The following is a 16632-nucleotide window of genomic DNA, read 5'->3' on the forward strand; positions in this document are numbered from 1 at the left end:
GATCAGTCAGTCAGTTTTTCCGCCAGCGCCTTCACGCGCGCCAGGTCCCCCTTGGCAACCTTGGCCACGCCGGTGCCATATTCCGGGTCGGCCTTGTAGAGGAACGACAGGATGATGTGCTTGCTCTCGTCATCGGTGGTCGCCAGCGAGCCGCCAAAGTTTTCGATCAAGTCCTGGCGCTCTTTCTTGGTGAAAGAGCGGTACAGATCACCGGCCTGCTTGAAGTTCTGCTCACGCTGGATCTTCGCCTGCTGGGTGCTGCCCACCAGGTTCGACTGGCTGTAGCGCGCGGTTTGCGGCTCGTCCCGTGGCAGCAGGCGGCTTGGCTGGTAGTTCACGCCGGTGGTGGTCTTGCCGACGTTCATCGCGCCGTCCTGGTTACCGTTGTTGACAGTCACCCGTGGAGCGTTGATCGGCAGTTGCAGGGCATTGGCGCCCAGGCGGTACATCTGGGTGTCGGCATAGGAGAACACCCGACCTTGCAGCAGGCGGTCCTCGGACGGCTCGATGCCTGGCACCAGGTTGGCCGGGGCCATGGCCACTTGCTCGGTTTCCTGGAACACATTGGCGGGGTTGCGGTTCAGCACCATCTGCCCGACTTTGCGTTCGGGTACATTCGGCCAGATCTTGGTGGCATCCAGCGGGTCGAAGTCGAACTTGGCCAGGTCTTCAGGCTTGAGCACCTGCACGTACAGGTCCCACTTGGGGAAATCGCCCTTGTTGATATGGGTGACCAGGTCGTTGGTCATGTGGCTGTAGTCGCGGCCCTGCACTTCGGTGACCTGCTTGGGATCGAGGTTCTTGATGCCTTGCAGGCTCTTCCAGTGGAACTTGACGTAGTGCACTTCGCCCTTGGCGTTGATCAGTTTGTAGGCGTGCACGCCATTGCCGTCCATTTCCCGGTAGCTGGCCGGGGTGCCGGAATCGGAGTACAGCTCGGTCAGCGTGCGCGTGGACTCGGGCACGTGGGAGAAGAAGTCGAAGCGACGGGAATCGTCATCCAGGTTGGTGCGCGGGTCTGGCTTGAAGGCGTGGACCATGTCCGGGAACTTGATCGCATCGCGGATGAAGAACGTCGGGAAGTTGTTGCCCACCAGGTCCCAGTTACCGTCGGCGGTGTAGAACTTGGTGGCGAAACCACGCGGGTCGCGCAGGGTTTCCGGGGAGTGGTTACCGTGGACAACGGCGGAGAAGCGAACGAACACCGGCGTGGCTTCACCGGCCGCGAACACCTTGGCCTTGGTCAGGTCGCTGAGGTTGTCCGTGACGGTGAAGATGCCGTGGGCGCCGGTACCGCGGGTGTGTACCACGCGCTCGGGGATGCGCTCGCGATCGAAGCGCTGCAGTTTCTGGATCAACTGCACGTCTTGCAGCAGCACCGGACCATTGGCGCCGGCGGTCTGCGAGTTCTGGTTGTCGCCAACCGCAGCACCGTTGTCGCGGGTCAGGTTGGCGGCGTGTACGGACAGGGAAAGCAGGCTGGCGGTCGCCAGTACCAGCGCGTATCGCGCTGAAACCGGCCCGCGGCTCATTGGGGTCTTCATCGAGGTTTCCTCTGGTTTTTTTAGTGCACATTCAGTTGTGCTTGCCAGAGGCTAGTGACCCAAGCGTCAGAAGATAAATAGAAAAGCCACAACGACCCGATTAATAAAATAATCTGTTAAGTCACTGATATCAGGCGTATTTCGCGCGCGACTGGTGGCACTTTGCAAACTATTTGCGTTTTAATGTGTCGATAAAAATTAACAGTGTAAACGGTTGTGTCGGGCAAGCCCGCTATGACTGAATTACACTGAGTCCCACCCTTCTCATCTGTAACAAGGAATAACCTATGGGCGTGATCAGTGAGTTCAAGGCCTTCGCGGTCAAAGGTAATGTGGTCGACATGGCCGTCGGTATTATCATCGGTGCCGCCTTCGGCAAGATTGTTTCCTCGTTTGTAGGCGACGTGGTGATGCCCCCAATCGGTCTGTTGATCGGTGGTGTGGACTTCGGTGACTTGGCGATTACGCTCAAGGCGGCACAGGGCGATGTGCCTGCGGTGGTGCTGGCCTATGGCAAGTTCATCCAGAGCGTCATCGACTTTGTGATCGTCGCGTTTGCGATCTTCATGGGTGTGAAGGCGATCAACCGCCTGAAGCGGGAAGAGGCCGTGGCGCCAAGCCTGCCGCCGACGCCGACCAAGGAAGAAGTGTTGCTGGGTGAGATCCGGGATCTGCTCAAGGCACAGAACGACAAGCCGCGCCTGTAACGAACGGTTTGAGAAAAAAGGCGCCTGCTTGAGGCGCCTTTTTTATTACCAATAGTTTTCCACCGCCACTTGGCCTGGGCGGCGGCTCAAGCTCAGGTTCATGTCACGCTGCTTGAGCAACTGCCGCGTGTCATCGACCATCTGCGGGTTGCCGCAGATCAGCACGCGGGAATGTTCCGGTGTCAACTCAACGCCGGCTGCGCGCTCAAGCTCGCCATTTTCGATCAGTGTGGTGATGCGTCCATTCAACGCGCCAGGGTGTTGCTCACGGGTGACTGTGGGAATGTAGATAAGCTTGTGCGCGTATTCGGCGAGATACTCACGCTCGCCCAGTTCCTTGATCAGTGCCTGATAGGCCAGTTCTTTGGCTTCCCGTGCGCTGTACACGAGGATGATGCGTTCGAACTTCTCCCAGACTTCAAAATCCTGCAGGATCGACAGGAAAGGTGCTACCCCGGTGCCCGTCCCCAGCATCCACAAGTCGCGGCCATCGACGAAACGGTTCAAGGTCAGGAAGCCCGTGGCCTGGCGCTCCACCATCAAGGTATCGCCCACACGCAGGCGGCTCAGCTCACTGGTGAACTCCCCCCCTGGGACAACGATCGAGAAGAAGTCCAGATGCTCGTCAAACGGTGAGGACACCAGGGAATAGGCGCGCCACACGGTGCTGCCGTCCGCCTTGGTCACCCCCACGCGCACGAACTGCCCCGCCGTGAAACGAAAGCCCGGATCGCGGGTGGTGCGCAGGGTAAACAGGCTGGGGGTCAGCGATTGCACATCGAGCAAGGTCTGGCGGGTAAATTTCTCAGCACTGGCCGTCATGGGGGGCTCCGTTCTACAGGTGCCCTAGTGTCCCTCAAAGTCGCGCGTGGGAACACCTACGGTTGGTAATGGCTTCTTGAGCTCATGGAGCAGTGGCTACGTAATATCACCGCCAATCAATTCGCTATTAGCCTTTCCAGTGGATTCAACAACGCGCTGTTAGTTGATCATTACAACCCTCTAATAAACCGCAATTTTCTCATGTGCCCCTTGCAAAGTTCATGAGCAGCCTTGCAGAAAATTATTAAACACGTGCTTACAAGATCAAATTTTTCCTACCGCCGCGTAGTCCCTGTCCTAAACTTCTTTTCTGCAGCTTTGGGGTTCAGGACGTACCCAAATAGCTTAATCCATGGAGATTTACCGATGATCAACTGGCGCAATACAAAACTCCCCAAGCTGGAAGGCGAGGACGAGATCACCAGTGTGTTTGAAATGCTTACCAACAAAACGTATGAGCTCGGCTTTCAATACTGTTCCTTCAAGATGAGTTCTCAAATACCCAAAAACAAAGCAAAACCGATCGATATCAACAACTATCCAAGCGAGTGGTCCACGCTGTATGACCAAGCACACTTTTTCGACATAGACCCCGTCGTCCAACACTGCAAGACCTCAGTGCTGCCGGTTGTCTGGGAGGAGAAGACCTTTCGGGACTCGCCCAACCTGTGGTCCCTGGCGCAGACACTGGGTGTGAACGTGGGATGGACGCAAGCCGTGCATGACTTCCGGGGCGTGTTCAGCATGCTGACCCTGGCGCGTAGCAGACACGAAGTCAGCCCGGAAGAGCTGTACGAAAAGGCCGGCCAGGTATTGTGGCTGTGTCACGCAATGCACGCCGTCGTGGCGCAGAAGTATGCGGCCTCCCCCGACGTCATAGCTGCCAGCACACTCACCGCGCGAGAAAGGGAGGTCCTCAAGTGGTCCGCCATGGGCAAGACCGCAGCGGACATAGCCGCCATCCTGTGCTTGTCCGAACGAACGATTGGCTATCATATTTGCAGCTGTTTCAAAAAACTGGGGGTCAATAACAAGATTGCCGCCGTGCTCTGCGCCGCCCGCAGCGGGATTATTTGACCGGCAAAGAAACACCGCATGTATTCCCGCTGAAAAAAACGTAACATTTACGGCCAATTCTGAGTGTTGAGCAGCCCCCTGGGCCGCCTGTTGTTCACTCAGACGGTTTGGTCGGCGACTGCCGAACACCCATCGTTTACCCAGAGCCTCCCCCGCCATGCCCCTGCTCGAAAGCCCCTTCGCCCAGCTCGATCTGATCCGCCAGCCAGAGCAACATAACGATCCGCTGCAAGCCTTCGATGCCGCCGACGAGTACCTGCTCAATCACCTGGCCGAGCAACAGCCGACGGTGACGACGCGCGTGCTGGTGCTCAATGACAGCTTCGGCGCCCTGGCGGCCAGCCTTCAAGGCCAGGTGCAGGTAACCTCCAGTGGTGATTCGTTCCTGGCCGCCCAGGGCCTGGAAAAAAACCTGGTGCGCAACGGCAAGGCTTTTGATGCGGTGGCATTCATCCCCGCCAGCCAGGTTCCGACAGGGCCGTACGACTGTGTGTTGATCCGCGTACCGAAAACCCTGGCCTTGCTGGAAGAACAACTGATCCGCTTGCAAGGCCAACTCGCGCCGGGAGCTCAAGTCATCGCCGGGGCAATGATCAAGCATCTGCCACGGGCGGCAGGCGAGTTGCTGGAGCGTTACATCGGCCCGATGCAGGCGTCGCTGGCAGTGAAAAAGGCGCGTTTGCTGATCGCCACTCCCGAAGACCGTCCTGCTGCAGTCTCGCCCTACCCGACCCGCTACACCCTGGACACGCCGGCCATCGAACTGCTGAACCACGCCAACGTGTTCTGCCGCGAAAGCCTGGACATCGGCACCCGCGCGTTCCTGCCCCACTTGCCGAAAAACCTGGGCAGTGCCTGCGTGGCAGACCTGGGTTGCGGCAACGGCGTGCTGGCGATTGCCAGCGCCCTGCAAAATCCCGAAGCGCACTACACCTTGGTAGATGAGTCCTACATGGCCGTGCAGTCGGCAGCCGAGAACTGGCACGCCGCACTTGGCGAACGCGATGTCGTCGTGCGCGCCGCCGACGGCCTGGCCGGGCAAGAGCCGCAATCGCTGGACGTGGTGCTGTGCAATCCGCCGTTTCACCAGCAGCAGGTGGTGGGCGACTTCCTCGCCTGGCGCATGTTCCAACAGGCGCGGGAAGCGCTGGTGGTCGGTGGCGCCCTCTATATAGTCGGCAACCGCCACCTGGGTTATCACACCAAACTGGCGCGCTTGTTCCGAGGTGTCGAGCAAGTCGCCACCACGCCAAAATTCGTGATCCTCAAAGCGCGCAAATAAAAAAACCCTGCCGATCTCGCGAGGGGCAGGGTTGAAAAGCCGGGCTGCAAAGCCCGGATCGGGATGTCAGTGGGTGGTCAGGCCCGCCGCATTCATGAACATGCGCATCAGGCTCGCCACGACAAACAAGGCCAGCACGCTGCCGGTCCAGATCATCGCCAGCCACCCCAGGCGCCGCCACAACGGCTGTTTCTCGGCCTGTTCGATCTCGTGCAACGAAGGTTTGCCGGACATGGAACGACCCTCCTAGTGATAACCGTCTTCGTGGGTGACCTTGCCGCGGAATACGTAGTAGCTCCAGAAGGTGTAGCCCAGGATGAACGGGATGATGAACAAGGTGCCCACCAGCATGAAGCCCTGGCTTTGCGGCGGCGCCGCGGCATCCCAGATCGACACGGAGGGCGGAATGATATTCGGCCACAGGCTGATGCCCAAACCACTGTACCCCAGGAAGATCAGCACCAAGGTCAGCAGGAACGGCGTGTAGTGCGCATGACGTGCCACCGCGCGGAACAGTCCATACATGGTCACCAACACCAGGATCGGCACCGGCAGGAACCAGAACAGGTTCGGCAGGGTGAACCAGCGCGAGGCGATTTCCGGGTGCGTCAATGGCGTCCAGATGCTCACAATGCCGATCACCGCCAGCACCACAAAGGCCAATGGCCGTGCCAGGTTGTGCATCTTTTCCTGCAGCGGGCCTTCGGTCTTCATGATCAGCCAAGTGCAGCCGAGCAACGCATAGGCCACGATCAACGCGACGCCGCAGAACATCGTGAACGGTGTGGCCCAGTCCAGTGAGCCGCCGGCGAACTGGCGATCCACTACTGGAATGCCGTCGATAAACGCCCCCAGCGCCACGCCCTGGAAGAACGTCGCCGCCAATGAGCCACCGATAAACGCTTTGTCCCACAGGTGACGCTTGTGGTCCTTGGCCTTGAAGCGGAACTCGAACGCCACGCCACGGAAGATCAGCCCGATCAGCATCAGGATCAGCGGCAGGTACAGCGCCGACAACACCACCGAATAGGCCAGCGGGAACGCGCCGAACAACGCTGCGCCGCCCAGGACTAACCAGGTTTCATTGCCGTCCCAGACCGGGGCCACGGTGTTCATCATGACGTCACGGTCGGTCTTGCCCGGGATAAACGGAAACAGGATGCCGATGCCCAGGTCGAAACCGTCCATGACCACATACATCATGATGCCGAAGATGATGATCACGGCCCAGATCAGCGGAAGATCAATACCCATCTCAATTCCCCTTGTGCTGGATGTCGACGTGGTCGTCGTCGCTGCCATCATCGGCAGCCGACAACGGACGGGCCGGTGTGCGTTTCTGGCCAGGGCCACCGTGGGTAGGTTCACTGCCCTCGTGGGTCTGAGGTCCTTTGCGTACCAGGCGCATCATGTAGCCCAGGCCCGCGCCGAACAGCGCGAAGTACACCACCACGAACAACACCAGGGTGATCGTCATCTGCGCCAGGCTATGCCCGGAGGAAGCATCCGCCGTGCGCATCAAGCCGTAGACCACCCACGGCTGACGACCGATCTCGGTGGTGAACCAGCCGGCGAGAATCGCGATCAGGCCGGACGGGCCCATCCACAACGCCAGGTACAGGAACGGTTTGGACGTGTACATCTTGTCGCCCCGGCGCAGCCAGAGGCTGAACAAACCGGTGAAGATCATCAGGAAGCCCAGGCCGACCATGACCCGGAACGACCAGAACACGATGGTCGAGTTAGGGCGGTCCTCGGGCGGGAATTCCTTGAGCGCCGGAACCTGCTTATCCAGTGAGTGAGTCAGGATCAAGCTGCCCAGGTACGGGATTTCCACCGCGTACTTGGTTTTCTCGGCCTTCATGTCGGGCCAGCCAAACAGGATCAGCGGCGTCGGCTCGTTGCCGATGTTTTCCCAGTGGCCTTCGATCGCGGCAATTTTTGCCGGCTGGTGCTTCAAGGTGTTGAGACCATGGAAGTCGCCGATCACCGCCTGAATAGGCGCGACGATCAGGGCCATCCACATGGCCATCGAGAGCATTTTGCGGATCGCCGGGTTGTCCTTGCCGCGCAGCAGGTGCCAGGCCGCCGAGGAACCGACGAAGAACGCGGTGGCCACGAAGGCTGCCGTGGCCATGTGCGCCAGGCGATACGGGAAAGACGGGTTGAAGACCACGGCGAACCAATCGGTCGGGATCACGCGGCCATCAATGATTTCAAAGCCCTGAGGCGTCTGCATCCAGCTATTGGACGAGAGGATCCAGAACGTGGAAATCAACGTGCCGACGGCCACCATCACGGTGGAGAAGAAGTGCAGGTTGCGCCCGACCTTGTTCCAGCCGAACAGCATCACGCCAAGGAAACCGGCTTCGAGGAAGAAGGCCGTGAGCACTTCGTAGGTCAGGAGCGGCCCGGTGACGGCGCCCGCGAAGTCCGAGAAGCGGCTCCAGTTGGTGCCGAACTGGTAGGCCATGACCAAACCGGAGACCACACCCATACCGAAGTTGACGGCAAAGATCTTCGACCAGAAATGATAGAGGTCACGGTAGGTGTCGTTGTGGGTCTTGAGCCACAAGCCTTCCAGCACCGCAAGGTAACTGGCCAGGCCGATGGTGATCGCCGGGAACAGGATGTGGAAAGAGATGGTGAACGCAAATTGAATTCGGGCGAGATCTAGCGCCTCCAAACCGAACATAAGTCTTCCTCTGTCAGGTAATACCGGCTGCTGGCGGGAGCCTGCACCCACTGCCCCCACGGATATGGAGTCTGGCGAATTTCAATTCGTTTCTTTTTTTAACCCACCCCGTCGGGAATCTGGCCTTGCGGCCGCCAGGTCGATGCCCGGGCGGACATTGATCTGGATCAAGCATTGCTAAAAGAGTAGTCCCATTTTCGATGTAGGACGGCGTGGTCTTTTGCCGCGTGACAGACTGCCTCAGCTCAGTTGTTGCAACTATCTGTTACAACTTAGTGATAATCTCGGCGCTCCCTCCGGCTCTGACCTGAACTCCCGATGCCTAGTGAACCCGCGTTGCTGTTGCGTCATCACCGCCCTTTCATTGCCTTCTGGCTGGCGCGCATCTTTACCGCCAGCGGTTTCCAGATGCTCACCGTGGCCATCGGCTGGAACCTCTACCAACTGACCGGCAATGTGCTGGACCTGGGGTTGGTCGGCCTGGTGGAGTTTGTGCCGCGCGTACTCTTCATGTTGCACACCGGGCATGTGGCCGATCGTTATGAACGGCGCAAGGTCGCCGCCATCTGCCAGACCGTGCAGGCGCTGATTGCCCTGAGCCTGGCCATCGGCGGGCTGACCGGCAACGTGACCCGCGAGATGATTTTTATCCTCGCCTTCCTGCTTGGCGCCGCACGTTCGTTTGAAATGCCGACCACTCAGGCGATGCTGCCGAGCATCGTCCCCAGCACCTTGTTTCCGCGAGCCGTGGCCTCGTCTCAGTCGGCCCAGCAGTTGGCAACCATCGTCGCCCCAGCCCTCGGCGGTTTGCTCTACGCGTTTGGCAGCGTCTGGGTCTATGGTCCAACGGTGGTGCTGTACCTTATCGCCTGCGTGCTGACCCTCAACCTGCCCGCGCGCCAGACGCCACTCAACAAAGGCAAGGCCACCCTGGATTCTCTGCTCGCCGGCATCCGCTTCATCCGCAGCCGCCCGGACATTCTCGGTGCCATCTCCCTCGACCTGTTCGCCGTGCTGCTGGGGGGTGCCACCGCGTTGCTGCCGGTGTTCGCCAAAGACATCCTGCTGACGGGCGCCTGGGGCCTGGGCCTGCTGCGTTCGGCGCCGGCAGTGGGGGCGTTGTTGATGTCACTGTGGCTGGCGCGGTTTTCGGTGGACCGCCACGTGGGTCGTGTGATGTTTACCGCCGTCGGCGTGTTCGGTGTGGCGACCATTGCGTTCGGGCTGTCCACCTCGTTCTGGTTCTCCCTGGCGGTGCTGGTGGTGCTGGGCGCGGCGGACATGATCAGCATGGTGATCCGCGCCTCCTTCGTGCAGTTGGAAACGCCGGATGAAATGCGCGGGCGGGTCAGTGCCGTCAACGGCCTGTTTATCGGTGCGTCCAATCAGTTGGGCGAGTTTGAGTCCGGCATTACCGCCCACTGGTTCGGCACCGTGCCCGCCGTGGTCATGGGCGGGATCGGTACGCTGGTCGTGACCGGGGTCTGGATCAAGTTGTTCCCGACGTTGGCCAACCGGGATCGGATGCATGTGCCAGTGCAAGACGCCAAGGTTTAAGCCCCGCCACCTCCCCTGATGCTGGAATGCACTAAGTGTGGGCGCGGGCTTGCTCGCGAATGCGGTGAATCAGCCAGCCCATCAGGTGACTGCCCCGCCGCATTCGCGAGCAAGCCCGCTCCCACATTTTGGATCTTCGGTGGGTTGAAGATTGGAGCTAGAGCACCTTGTCCAGGGTAATGGGGAACTCCCGCACCCGCTTGCCGGTGGCGTGATAAATCGCATTGGCCACCGCCGCCGCCACCCCGACGATACCGATTTCCCCGACACCCTTGGACCCCAGGGCATTGACGATCTCGTCGTGCTCTTCGACAAACACCACGTCAATGTCGCCGATATCGGCGTTTACCGGAATGTGGTACTCCGCCAGACTGTGGTTCATGTAGCGCCCCAGCTGATGGTCGATCTGGGTTTCTTCATGCAGCGCCATGCCAATGCCCCACACCACACCCCCCAGGATCTGACTGCGGGCCATCTTAGGGTTGACCACCCGCCCGGCAGCAATCGCGCTCACCACCCGACGCACCTTGATGGTGCCCAGGTCTTCATCCACCTGCACCTCGACGAAGACCGCCGAGTGGGTGGCGGTGCTGTAGCCCTCGCGTTTCTTGTCGGGCTCACTGTCGACCTGCACTTGCAGCGCGTCTTCGCCGCTGTCCTTGACCAACTGTGCCAGCGACACACTCACGTCCCCGGTATGCAGATGGCCATCTTCGAAGCGCACGGACTCGGCATCCTTGAACACCGGATACGTCTGCCGGGCAATGCTCAACAGTTTGCCGGTCAACGCTTCGCAGGCTTGCTGCACAGCGGTGCCGACGGAGGACACGGTAAACGACCCGCCCTGCAACGGCGCGGTGGGCAATGATGAATCCCCCAACACAAACGTCACGTCTTCGACCGCCACACCGCTGGCCTGCGCCGCGATCTGGGTCATCACCGTGTAAGTCCCGGTGCCGATATCAGTGGTGGCGCTGCTGACGGTCAGCTTGCCCTGCGCGTCGATTCGCGCCTTGGCACTGGCCTTCATCTGCATGGCTTCCCATACCCCGCCGGCCATGCCCCAGCCGATCAACTGGCGACCGTCGCGCATGCTGCGCGGCTCCGGGTTGCGCTGGTTCCAGCCAAAACGCTCGGCGCCTTCGCTGTAACATTCGCGCAAGGCTTTGCTGGACCAAGGTTTGTCTTCGTTCTGGTTACGCTCGGCGTAATTGATCAGCCGCAGTTGCACCGGGTCCAACCCTAAGGCGCTGGCCAGTTCATCCATGGCGCACTCCAGGCCGATCACGCCGAGGGCGGCGCCAGGTGCGCGCATGTCCAGCGGCGTGAACACGTCCAGGGGCACCAGTTTGTAGGTCAGTTGCACGTTGTCGCAGTGGTAGAGCATGCCGCTCCACTCCACGACGTGTTCACTGAAGTCTTCGAAGCGCGAGGTCTGGCCGATTGCGGTGTGCCCCAGCGCCAGCAGGCGCCCATTGGCGGCAGCGCCCAGTTGCAGGCGCTGCAAGGTGCGCGGGCGGTAACCGAACGTGAACATCTGCTGACGCGTCAGCGTGACCCGCACCGAACGCTTGAGTGCCAAAGAGGCCATCACTGCAAGCGGCAATTGGTACTGCGGACGCAGGCCGGAACCAAACGCACCGCCGACAAACGCGGCGAAGATACGCACCTGGCTTTTATCCAGGCCGAAGACTTCTTGCACATAGGCCTGGCAGTTCTGCGGGCCTTGGGTCTTGTCATGGATATGCAGGGTGCCGTCCGGCTGATACAGCACGGTGCTGGCGTGGGGCTCCATCGGATTATGGTGTTCGATAGGCGTGCTGTAGTGCACGTCCAGGCTGACGGCGGCGCCGGTCCATTCGGCCTGGAAGTTGCCACGCGGCGTGGGCGGGGTCTGCGGCGAGGCGTGGGCCTGGTCCTGCATGGCCAGCAAGTCGGTTTCGAAGGCTTCGGTCTCGTACTCGACCTGCACCAATGAACCGGCATGCCGCGCCAGCTCAAGGTTGTCGGCGATAACCAGGGCCAGGGGCTGGCCGCTGTACAGCACGCGGTCGTTGTAGAGCGGCCGAAACGGCGAGCCGTCGGCGGCGTCGGCGTCCTGGAAAGCATCGTCGTAGCTGGCGATTTTGGGGCGATTGAGGTGATGGATCACGTCCACCACGCCCGGCAGGGCCAGCGCTTTGGAAGCATCGATGCGCAGCACACGGCCCTTGGCGACGGTACTGGACACCACGCTGCCATGCAGCAAGCCGTCCTCGGGAAACTCACCGGCGTAGCGCGCCTGGCCAGTGACCTTGAGCAGACCGTCAACCCGGTCCAAGGGTTTGCCGATAGCGGTCATGGGCGTTCTCCTGCGACTGCTGCATCACTCAGGGCGCGAATAATCCCCCGGCGTGCCAGCTTGATCTTGAAGCCGTTGTGTTCCAGCGGTTCTGCGTCTTGCAGCAGAGCGTCGGCGGCGTGGCTGAAGGTTTCGCGGCTGACGACCTGGCCGATCAGCGCGGCTTCCACGGCGCGATCACGCCAGGGTTTGTGGGCCACGCCGCCAAGGGCCAGACGCGCATCGACGATAGTGTCACCGTCCAGTTCAAGCGCTGCGGCAACCGACACCAGGGCAAAGGCATAAGACGCACGGTCGCGGATTTTCAAATAGTTGCTATGGCTCGCCAGGTTGTCGGCGGGCAGCTCGATGGCGGTGATCAGCTCATCGTCGGCCAGCTGATTGTCCCGTTGCGGCGCATCACCGGGCAGGCGATGGAAATCGGCAAACTCGATGATCCGCGCACCGCCGCGCCCTTCGACATGCACCCGCGCCTCCAGCGCCGCCAAGGCGACGCACATATCGGAAGGATGGGTGGCGACGCACTGCTCACTGGCGCCGAGGATCGCGTGGATGCGGTTCAAGCCCGTTCGCGCCGGGCAGCCGGTGCCAGGCTCGCGCTTGTTGCAGGGCACGGTGGCGTCATAGAAGTAGTAACAACGGGTGCGCTGTAACAGGTTGCCGCCGGTACTGGCCATGTTGCGCAATTGCGGCGAGGCGCCGGCAAGGATGGCCTGCGACAGCAGTGGGTAGCGCTGTTCGATCAGCGGGTGCCAGGCCAGGTCGGCATTGCTCACCAGGGCGCCGATCAACAGCCCTCCGTCGCTCGTCTCCTGAATGTCGTGCAACGGCAGGCCGGTGATATCGATGAGGTGCTCGGGGCGGCTGATGTTTTCTTTCATCAGGTCCAGCAGGTTGGTGCCACCGGCAATAAAGCGCGAGGCGCCCGTGCTCAGGTGCACGGCCTCCTGTACATCGACGGGTTTGCTGTAATGGAAGGGGTTCACTGCTCACCTCCCACAACGTCCACGATGGCATCGCGAATATTGTTGTAGGCACCGCAGCGGCACAGGTTGCCGCTCATCAGTTCTTGGATTTGCGCGGTGTCGTGGGCACGGCCTTCATTGGCCAGGCCCACGGCGGAACAGATCTGGCCGGGGGTGCAGTAACCGCACTGGAAGGCGTCGTGCTTGATGAACGCCTGCTGCATCGGGTGCAACTGGTCGCCGTTAGCCAGACCTTCGATGGTGGTCAGCTCGGCGCCGTCGCACATCACCGCCAGGGTCAGGCAGGCATTGATTCGCTTGCCGTCGCGCAACACTGTGCAGGCACCGCATTGGCCGTGGTCGCAGCCTTTTTTACTGCCGACCAGATCGAGTTGCTCGCGCAACAGGTCGAGCAGCGTGGTCCAGGGCAACACATCCAGCTGGCGTTCCTGGCCGTTGAGGCTCAGGCGTATGGAGTGGCTGACGAACGGTTGGGCCGCCGCGCCATTAGGGGTCGCGCTCATAAACACCTCACGGGTTGGTCTACATCCGCGGCGTTCAGGAAAATCGCCGTCTCAGGGGTACGACTTCCCGGGGTATTGAGCGTTCAAGCTGATTGATCAGCGGATATTGAGCTGCGTGGTCAGGGTGTTTTGCGGGGGGTTGATCGAGGAATTGCTGTACTGGAACCAGCCCTGGGCCTCGACATTCAGGTCAAACACATAGATGTAGCCCATCAGCGTGCCTGCGCCGTTGCACACTTCGCTGATGTTGCCGACCTGGCAGACCGGCGTGCGCTGCCCATTCAATTCGGCACCATCGAAGCGGCCCATGGGGTTATTGCCCAAGCCGACTTCCATCACAGAAACCTTGGTGGGACCGCGGTGCGTGCACATCTGCGTACTCTGCGCGCGCTCGGGAATGGTTTCGGTGCAAGCCGCCGATTCGACCTTGAACACGCGCACCTCGCTCAAGGGCGGTGCAGCCGCGCCCCACGCCGGTGCTGCGCCGAGCAACAGGCTGAGACAGGGGATCAGGGCTAGACTCCACGGGCTGGCGATTTTCATGCTGCAAGTGACCTTCGTTTAAACGTCGGCGCAGTATGCCTCAAGGCCTCGGCTGCTGGTATGATGCGCCGCTTTTTCCGATCCTCTCTGAAACCACAGGCGCTTGGCGCAGTTTGTGCTTTGACTTAGAGGTCAACAAATCACGACGCCACAGAGCGTCACAGGGAGCAGGCATGCTGGAAAAGCTGTTTCAACTCAAGGCACACAACACCAACGTGCGCACCGAGATTCTCGCGGGCATCACGACATTCCTGGCCATGGCCTACATCCTGTTCGTGAACCCGAGCATCCTCGGCGAGACCGGCATGGACAAGGGCGCGGTGTTTGTCGCGACCTGCCTGGCGGCGGCCATCGGTTCGACCGTGATGGGCCTGATCGCCAACTACCCGATCGCCCTCGCGCCGGGCATGGGCCTCAACGCCTTCTTTACCTACACCGTCGTCCTGCACATGGGCCATACCTGGCAGGTTGCGCTGGGTGCGGTGTTTATCTCGGCGGTGCTGTTCTTTCTGCTGTCGATCTTCCGTATTCGTGAATGGATCATCAACGCCATCCCCCTGCCGCTGCGCTCGGCGATTGCCGCCGGTATCGGTCTGTTCCTGGCGTTGATCGCCCTGCATAACGCCGGCATCGTGGTCAGCAACCCGGCCACCATGGTCGGCATGGGCGACTTGAAACAACCCGCGCCGATCCTCGCCACCCTCGGTTTCGTGCTGATCGTTGCACTGGAAGCCCTGGCCGTGCGCGGCGCGGTGCTGATCGGTATCCTGGCGGTGACCATCGTGTCGATCCTGCTTGGCGTCACCGCCTTCGGCGGCGTGACCTCGATGCCACCGTCCCTGGCTCCGACCTTCCTGCAGCTGGACATCAAAGGCGCGCTGGATATCGGCCTGGTCAGCGTGATCTTCGCCTTCCTGTTCGTCGACCTGTTCGACAACTCCGGCACCCTGATCGGCGTGGCCAAGCGTGCCGGCCTGATGGGCAAGGACGGCCACATGCCGAAAATGGGTCGTGCGTTGATTGCCGACAGTACTGCCGCCATGGCCGGCTCGCTGCTGGGCACATCGACCACCACCAGCTACATTGAATCAGCGGCTGGCGTGAGCGCCGGTGGCCGTACCGGTTTGACCGCCATAGTGGTCGCGATTTTGTTCCTGCTGGCGTTGTTCTTCTCGCCACTGGCCGCCAGCGTACCGGCCTTCGCCACTGCGCCGGCACTGCTGTTCGTGGCGGTGCTGATGACCCAGGGCCTGGCCGAAATCGACTGGGACGACATCACAGTTGCAGCGCCGGTGGTCATCACCGCCCTGGCGATGCCTTTCACCTACTCCATTGCCAACGGCATCGCCTTCGGTTTCATCGCCTGGACCGCCATCAAGCTGCTTTCGGGCCGCTACCGTGAGCTGAACCCAGCGCTGGTGATTCTGTCGATTCTGTTTGTGATCAAGCTGGGCTGGTTCAACGCATGACTTTTGACGCCGCACGCTACACCGCTCAACTGCAAGACAAGGTCACGCGCTTGCGTGACCTGCTGGCCCCGTTCGACGCGCCAGAACCGCAGGTCTTCGACTCGCCGCTGCAGAACTTCCGCCTGCGCGCCGAGTTCCGCCTGTGGCGCGAGGGCGGTGAGCGCCACTACGCGATGTTCTCCCAGGACGACAAGCGCACGCCGATCCTGATCGAAGCGTTCCCCATCGCAAGCACACGCATCAACCAGTTGATGCCGCAACTCAAGGCCGCCTGGCAAGCCAGCGCCGCCCTGAGCCACAAGCTGTTCCAGGTGGAGTTCCTGACCACCCTGGCCGGCGACGCGATGATCACCCTGTGTTATCACCGCCCGCTGGATGAGCACTGGCACACCGCCGCACGCCAACTGGCGGCCGACTTGAATGTCAGCATCATCGGCCGCTCCAAGGGCAAGCGCGATGTGATCGGCCACGACTACGTGGTGGAGAAACTCGACGTCGGCGGCCGCACGTTCAGTTACCGCCAACCCGAAGGCGCCTTCACTCAGCCCAACGGCACGGTGAATCAGAAGATGCTCAACTGGGCCTATGAAGCCTTGGGTGATCGTCCGGATGACTTGCTGGAGCTGTATTGCGGCAACGGCAACTTCACCCTGCCCCTGGCTACGCGTGTACGCAAAGTGCTGGCCACCGAAATCAGCAAGACCTCGGTGAATGCGGCCCTGAGCAACCTCGATGAAAACGCGGTGGATAACGTCACCCTGGTGCGCCTCTCCGCCGAAGAACTCACCGAGGCACTGAATGAAGTGCGCCCGTTCCGCCGCTTGCACGGCATCGACCTGAAAAGCTACGAATTCGGCAGTGTCTTCGTCGACCCGCCTCGCGCAGGTATGGACCCGGACACCTGCGAGCTGACCCGGCGCTTCGATAACATCCTGTACATCTCCTGCAACCCGGAGACGCTGGCGGCGAACATTGCGCAACTGCATGACACGCACAAGATTACCCAATGCGCGATGTTTGACCAGTTCCCGTGGACGCACCATATGGAGTCCGGGGTGTTATTGACTCGGCGGTAACTCAAGGTCCTCCGGTGCCTGCTTGCGCGG

General features: G+C 60.9%; 15 protein-coding genes. 6 read left to right on the plus strand and 9 right to left on the minus strand.

Annotated elements, in window-relative coordinates; translation table 11 throughout:
- Positions 1-2: 2 nt before the first annotated feature.
- Positions 3-1544 carry a catalase KatB gene (gene katB, locus BMZ57_RS21035; protein ID WP_069673141.1) on the minus strand — a complete coding sequence of 514 codons (1542 nt, stop codon included), beginning with the start codon at positions 1542-1544 and terminating at the stop codon, positions 3-5.
- Positions 1545-1831: 287 nt separating this feature from the next.
- On the opposite strand from katB, the gene mscL reads away from it, so the two are divergent.
- Positions 1832-2251: a large-conductance mechanosensitive channel protein MscL gene (gene mscL, locus BMZ57_RS21040; protein WP_010206685.1), complete on the plus strand. Its 420-nt coding sequence runs from the start codon at positions 1832-1834 to the stop codon at positions 2249-2251.
- Positions 2252-2296: 45 nt separating this feature from the next.
- On the opposite strand, the gene BMZ57_RS21045 is transcribed toward mscL, so the two are convergent.
- Positions 2297-3073, minus strand: coding sequence for a ferredoxin--NADP reductase (locus tag BMZ57_RS21045; RefSeq protein WP_010206686.1), 777 nt, complete (start codon positions 3071-3073; stop codon positions 2297-2299).
- Between the two features lie 366 nt (positions 3074-3439).
- Between BMZ57_RS21045 and BMZ57_RS21050 the strand changes: the two genes are divergently transcribed.
- Both BMZ57_RS21050 and BMZ57_RS21055 read left to right on the plus strand, forming a co-directional pair.
- Complete coding sequence (locus tag BMZ57_RS21050; RefSeq protein WP_021492936.1) at positions 3440-4150, plus strand: helix-turn-helix transcriptional regulator; 711 nt, start codon at positions 3440-3442, stop codon at positions 4148-4150.
- Between the two features lie 157 nt (positions 4151-4307).
- Positions 4308-5432: a methyltransferase gene (locus BMZ57_RS21055; RefSeq protein WP_044287920.1), complete on the plus strand. Its 1125-nt coding sequence runs from the start codon at positions 4308-4310 to the stop codon at positions 5430-5432.
- 66 nt (positions 5433-5498) lie between these two features.
- On the opposite strand, the gene BMZ57_RS21060 is transcribed toward BMZ57_RS21055, so the two are convergent.
- The 3 genes from BMZ57_RS21060 to BMZ57_RS21070 are packed head-to-tail and all read right to left on the minus strand — an operon-like array spanning position 5499 to position 8127.
- Positions 5499-5666 carry a DUF2474 domain-containing protein gene (locus BMZ57_RS21060; protein ID WP_010206690.1) on the minus strand — a complete coding sequence of 56 codons (168 nt, stop codon included), beginning with the start codon at positions 5664-5666 and terminating at the stop codon, positions 5499-5501.
- Positions 5667-5678: 12 nt separating this feature from the next.
- Positions 5679-6686 carry a cytochrome d ubiquinol oxidase subunit II gene (cydB, locus tag BMZ57_RS21065; RefSeq protein ID WP_010206692.1) on the minus strand — a complete coding sequence of 336 codons (1008 nt, stop codon included), beginning with the start codon at positions 6684-6686 and terminating at the stop codon, positions 5679-5681.
- 1 nt (position 6687) lies between these two features.
- Positions 6688-8127, minus strand: a complete 1440-nt coding sequence (locus tag BMZ57_RS21070; protein ID WP_010206693.1) for a cytochrome ubiquinol oxidase subunit I — start codon at positions 8125-8127, stop codon at positions 6688-6690.
- Positions 8128-8445: 318 nt separating this feature from the next.
- Between BMZ57_RS21070 and BMZ57_RS21075 the strand changes: the two genes are divergently transcribed.
- Positions 8446-9684: an MFS transporter gene (locus tag BMZ57_RS21075; RefSeq protein WP_069673140.1), complete on the plus strand. Its 1239-nt coding sequence runs from the start codon at positions 8446-8448 to the stop codon at positions 9682-9684.
- A gap of 157 nt (positions 9685-9841) precedes the next feature.
- Here BMZ57_RS21075 and BMZ57_RS21080 read toward each other — a convergent pair whose 3' ends face one another.
- From BMZ57_RS21080 to BMZ57_RS21095, 4 genes are all read right to left on the minus strand, one after another.
- Positions 9842-12025: a xanthine dehydrogenase family protein molybdopterin-binding subunit gene (locus BMZ57_RS21080; RefSeq protein WP_042570855.1), complete on the minus strand. Its 2184-nt coding sequence runs from the start codon at positions 12023-12025 to the stop codon at positions 9842-9844.
- On the minus strand, positions 12022-13011 hold the full coding sequence (locus tag BMZ57_RS21085) for an FAD binding domain-containing protein (protein WP_069673138.1): 990 nt from the start codon (positions 13009-13011) through the stop codon (positions 12022-12024). Before BMZ57_RS21085 ends, BMZ57_RS21080 begins: the two co-directional genes overlap by 4 nt.
- The gene (locus tag BMZ57_RS21090; protein ID WP_010206699.1) at positions 13008-13514 is read right to left on the minus strand and encodes a (2Fe-2S)-binding protein; all 507 of its coding nucleotides are present in this window, start codon (positions 13512-13514) and stop codon (positions 13008-13010) included. Before BMZ57_RS21090 ends, BMZ57_RS21085 begins: the two co-directional genes overlap by 4 nt.
- A gap of 96 nt (positions 13515-13610) precedes the next feature.
- Positions 13611-14057 carry a DUF4879 domain-containing protein gene (locus tag BMZ57_RS21095; RefSeq protein WP_010206701.1) on the minus strand — a complete coding sequence of 149 codons (447 nt, stop codon included), beginning with the start codon at positions 14055-14057 and terminating at the stop codon, positions 13611-13613.
- 173 nt (positions 14058-14230) lie between these two features.
- On the opposite strand from BMZ57_RS21095, the gene BMZ57_RS21100 reads away from it, so the two are divergent.
- Positions 14231-15526 (plus strand): NCS2 family permease, encoded by a 1296-nt coding sequence (locus BMZ57_RS21100; protein ID WP_021492943.1) that lies wholly within the window; start codon positions 14231-14233, stop codon positions 15524-15526.
- Entirely contained in the window at positions 15523-16602 is a 1080-nt protein-coding gene (gene trmA, locus BMZ57_RS21105) for a tRNA (uridine(54)-C5)-methyltransferase TrmA (protein WP_010206703.1), read from the plus strand. The genes BMZ57_RS21100 and trmA overlap by 4 nt, the downstream gene beginning before the upstream one ends.
- Positions 16603-16632 lie beyond the last annotated feature (30 nt).

This window comes from Pseudomonas simiae, from assembly GCF_900111895.1.
Taxonomy (GTDB): Bacteria; Pseudomonadota; Gammaproteobacteria; order Pseudomonadales; family Pseudomonadaceae; genus Aquipseudomonas; species Aquipseudomonas simiae.

Coding starts and splice junctions, on each gene's coding strand:
- katB (WP_069673141.1), bottom strand. CDS start 1,544: ATGAAGACCCCAATGAGCCGCGGGCCGGTTTCAGCGCGATACGCGCTG.
- mscL (WP_010206685.1), top strand. CDS start 1,832: ATGGGCGTGATCAGTGAGTTCAAGGCCTTCGCGGTCAAAGGTAATGTG.
- BMZ57_RS21045 (WP_010206686.1), bottom strand. CDS start 3,073: ATGACGGCCAGTGCTGAGAAATTTACCCGCCAGACCTTGCTCGATGTG.
- BMZ57_RS21050 (WP_021492936.1), top strand. CDS start 3,440: ATGATCAACTGGCGCAATACAAAACTCCCCAAGCTGGAAGGCGAGGAC.
- BMZ57_RS21055 (WP_044287920.1), top strand. CDS start 4,308: ATGCCCCTGCTCGAAAGCCCCTTCGCCCAGCTCGATCTGATCCGCCAG.
- BMZ57_RS21060 (WP_010206690.1), bottom strand. CDS start 5,666: ATGTCCGGCAAACCTTCGTTGCACGAGATCGAACAGGCCGAGAAACAG.
- cydB (WP_010206692.1), bottom strand. CDS start 6,686: ATGGGTATTGATCTTCCGCTGATCTGGGCCGTGATCATCATCTTCGGC.
- BMZ57_RS21070 (WP_010206693.1), bottom strand. CDS start 8,127: ATGTTCGGTTTGGAGGCGCTAGATCTCGCCCGAATTCAATTTGCGTTC.
- BMZ57_RS21075 (WP_069673140.1), top strand. CDS start 8,446: ATGCCTAGTGAACCCGCGTTGCTGTTGCGTCATCACCGCCCTTTCATT.
- BMZ57_RS21080 (WP_042570855.1), bottom strand. CDS start 12,025: ATGACCGCTATCGGCAAACCCTTGGACCGGGTTGACGGTCTGCTCAAG.
- BMZ57_RS21090 (WP_010206699.1), bottom strand. CDS start 13,514: ATGAGCGCGACCCCTAATGGCGCGGCGGCCCAACCGTTCGTCAGCCAC.
- BMZ57_RS21095 (WP_010206701.1), bottom strand. CDS start 14,057: ATGAAAATCGCCAGCCCGTGGAGTCTAGCCCTGATCCCCTGTCTCAGC.
- BMZ57_RS21100 (WP_021492943.1), top strand. CDS start 14,231: ATGCTGGAAAAGCTGTTTCAACTCAAGGCACACAACACCAACGTGCGC.
- trmA (WP_010206703.1), top strand. CDS start 15,523: ATGACTTTTGACGCCGCACGCTACACCGCTCAACTGCAAGACAAGGTC.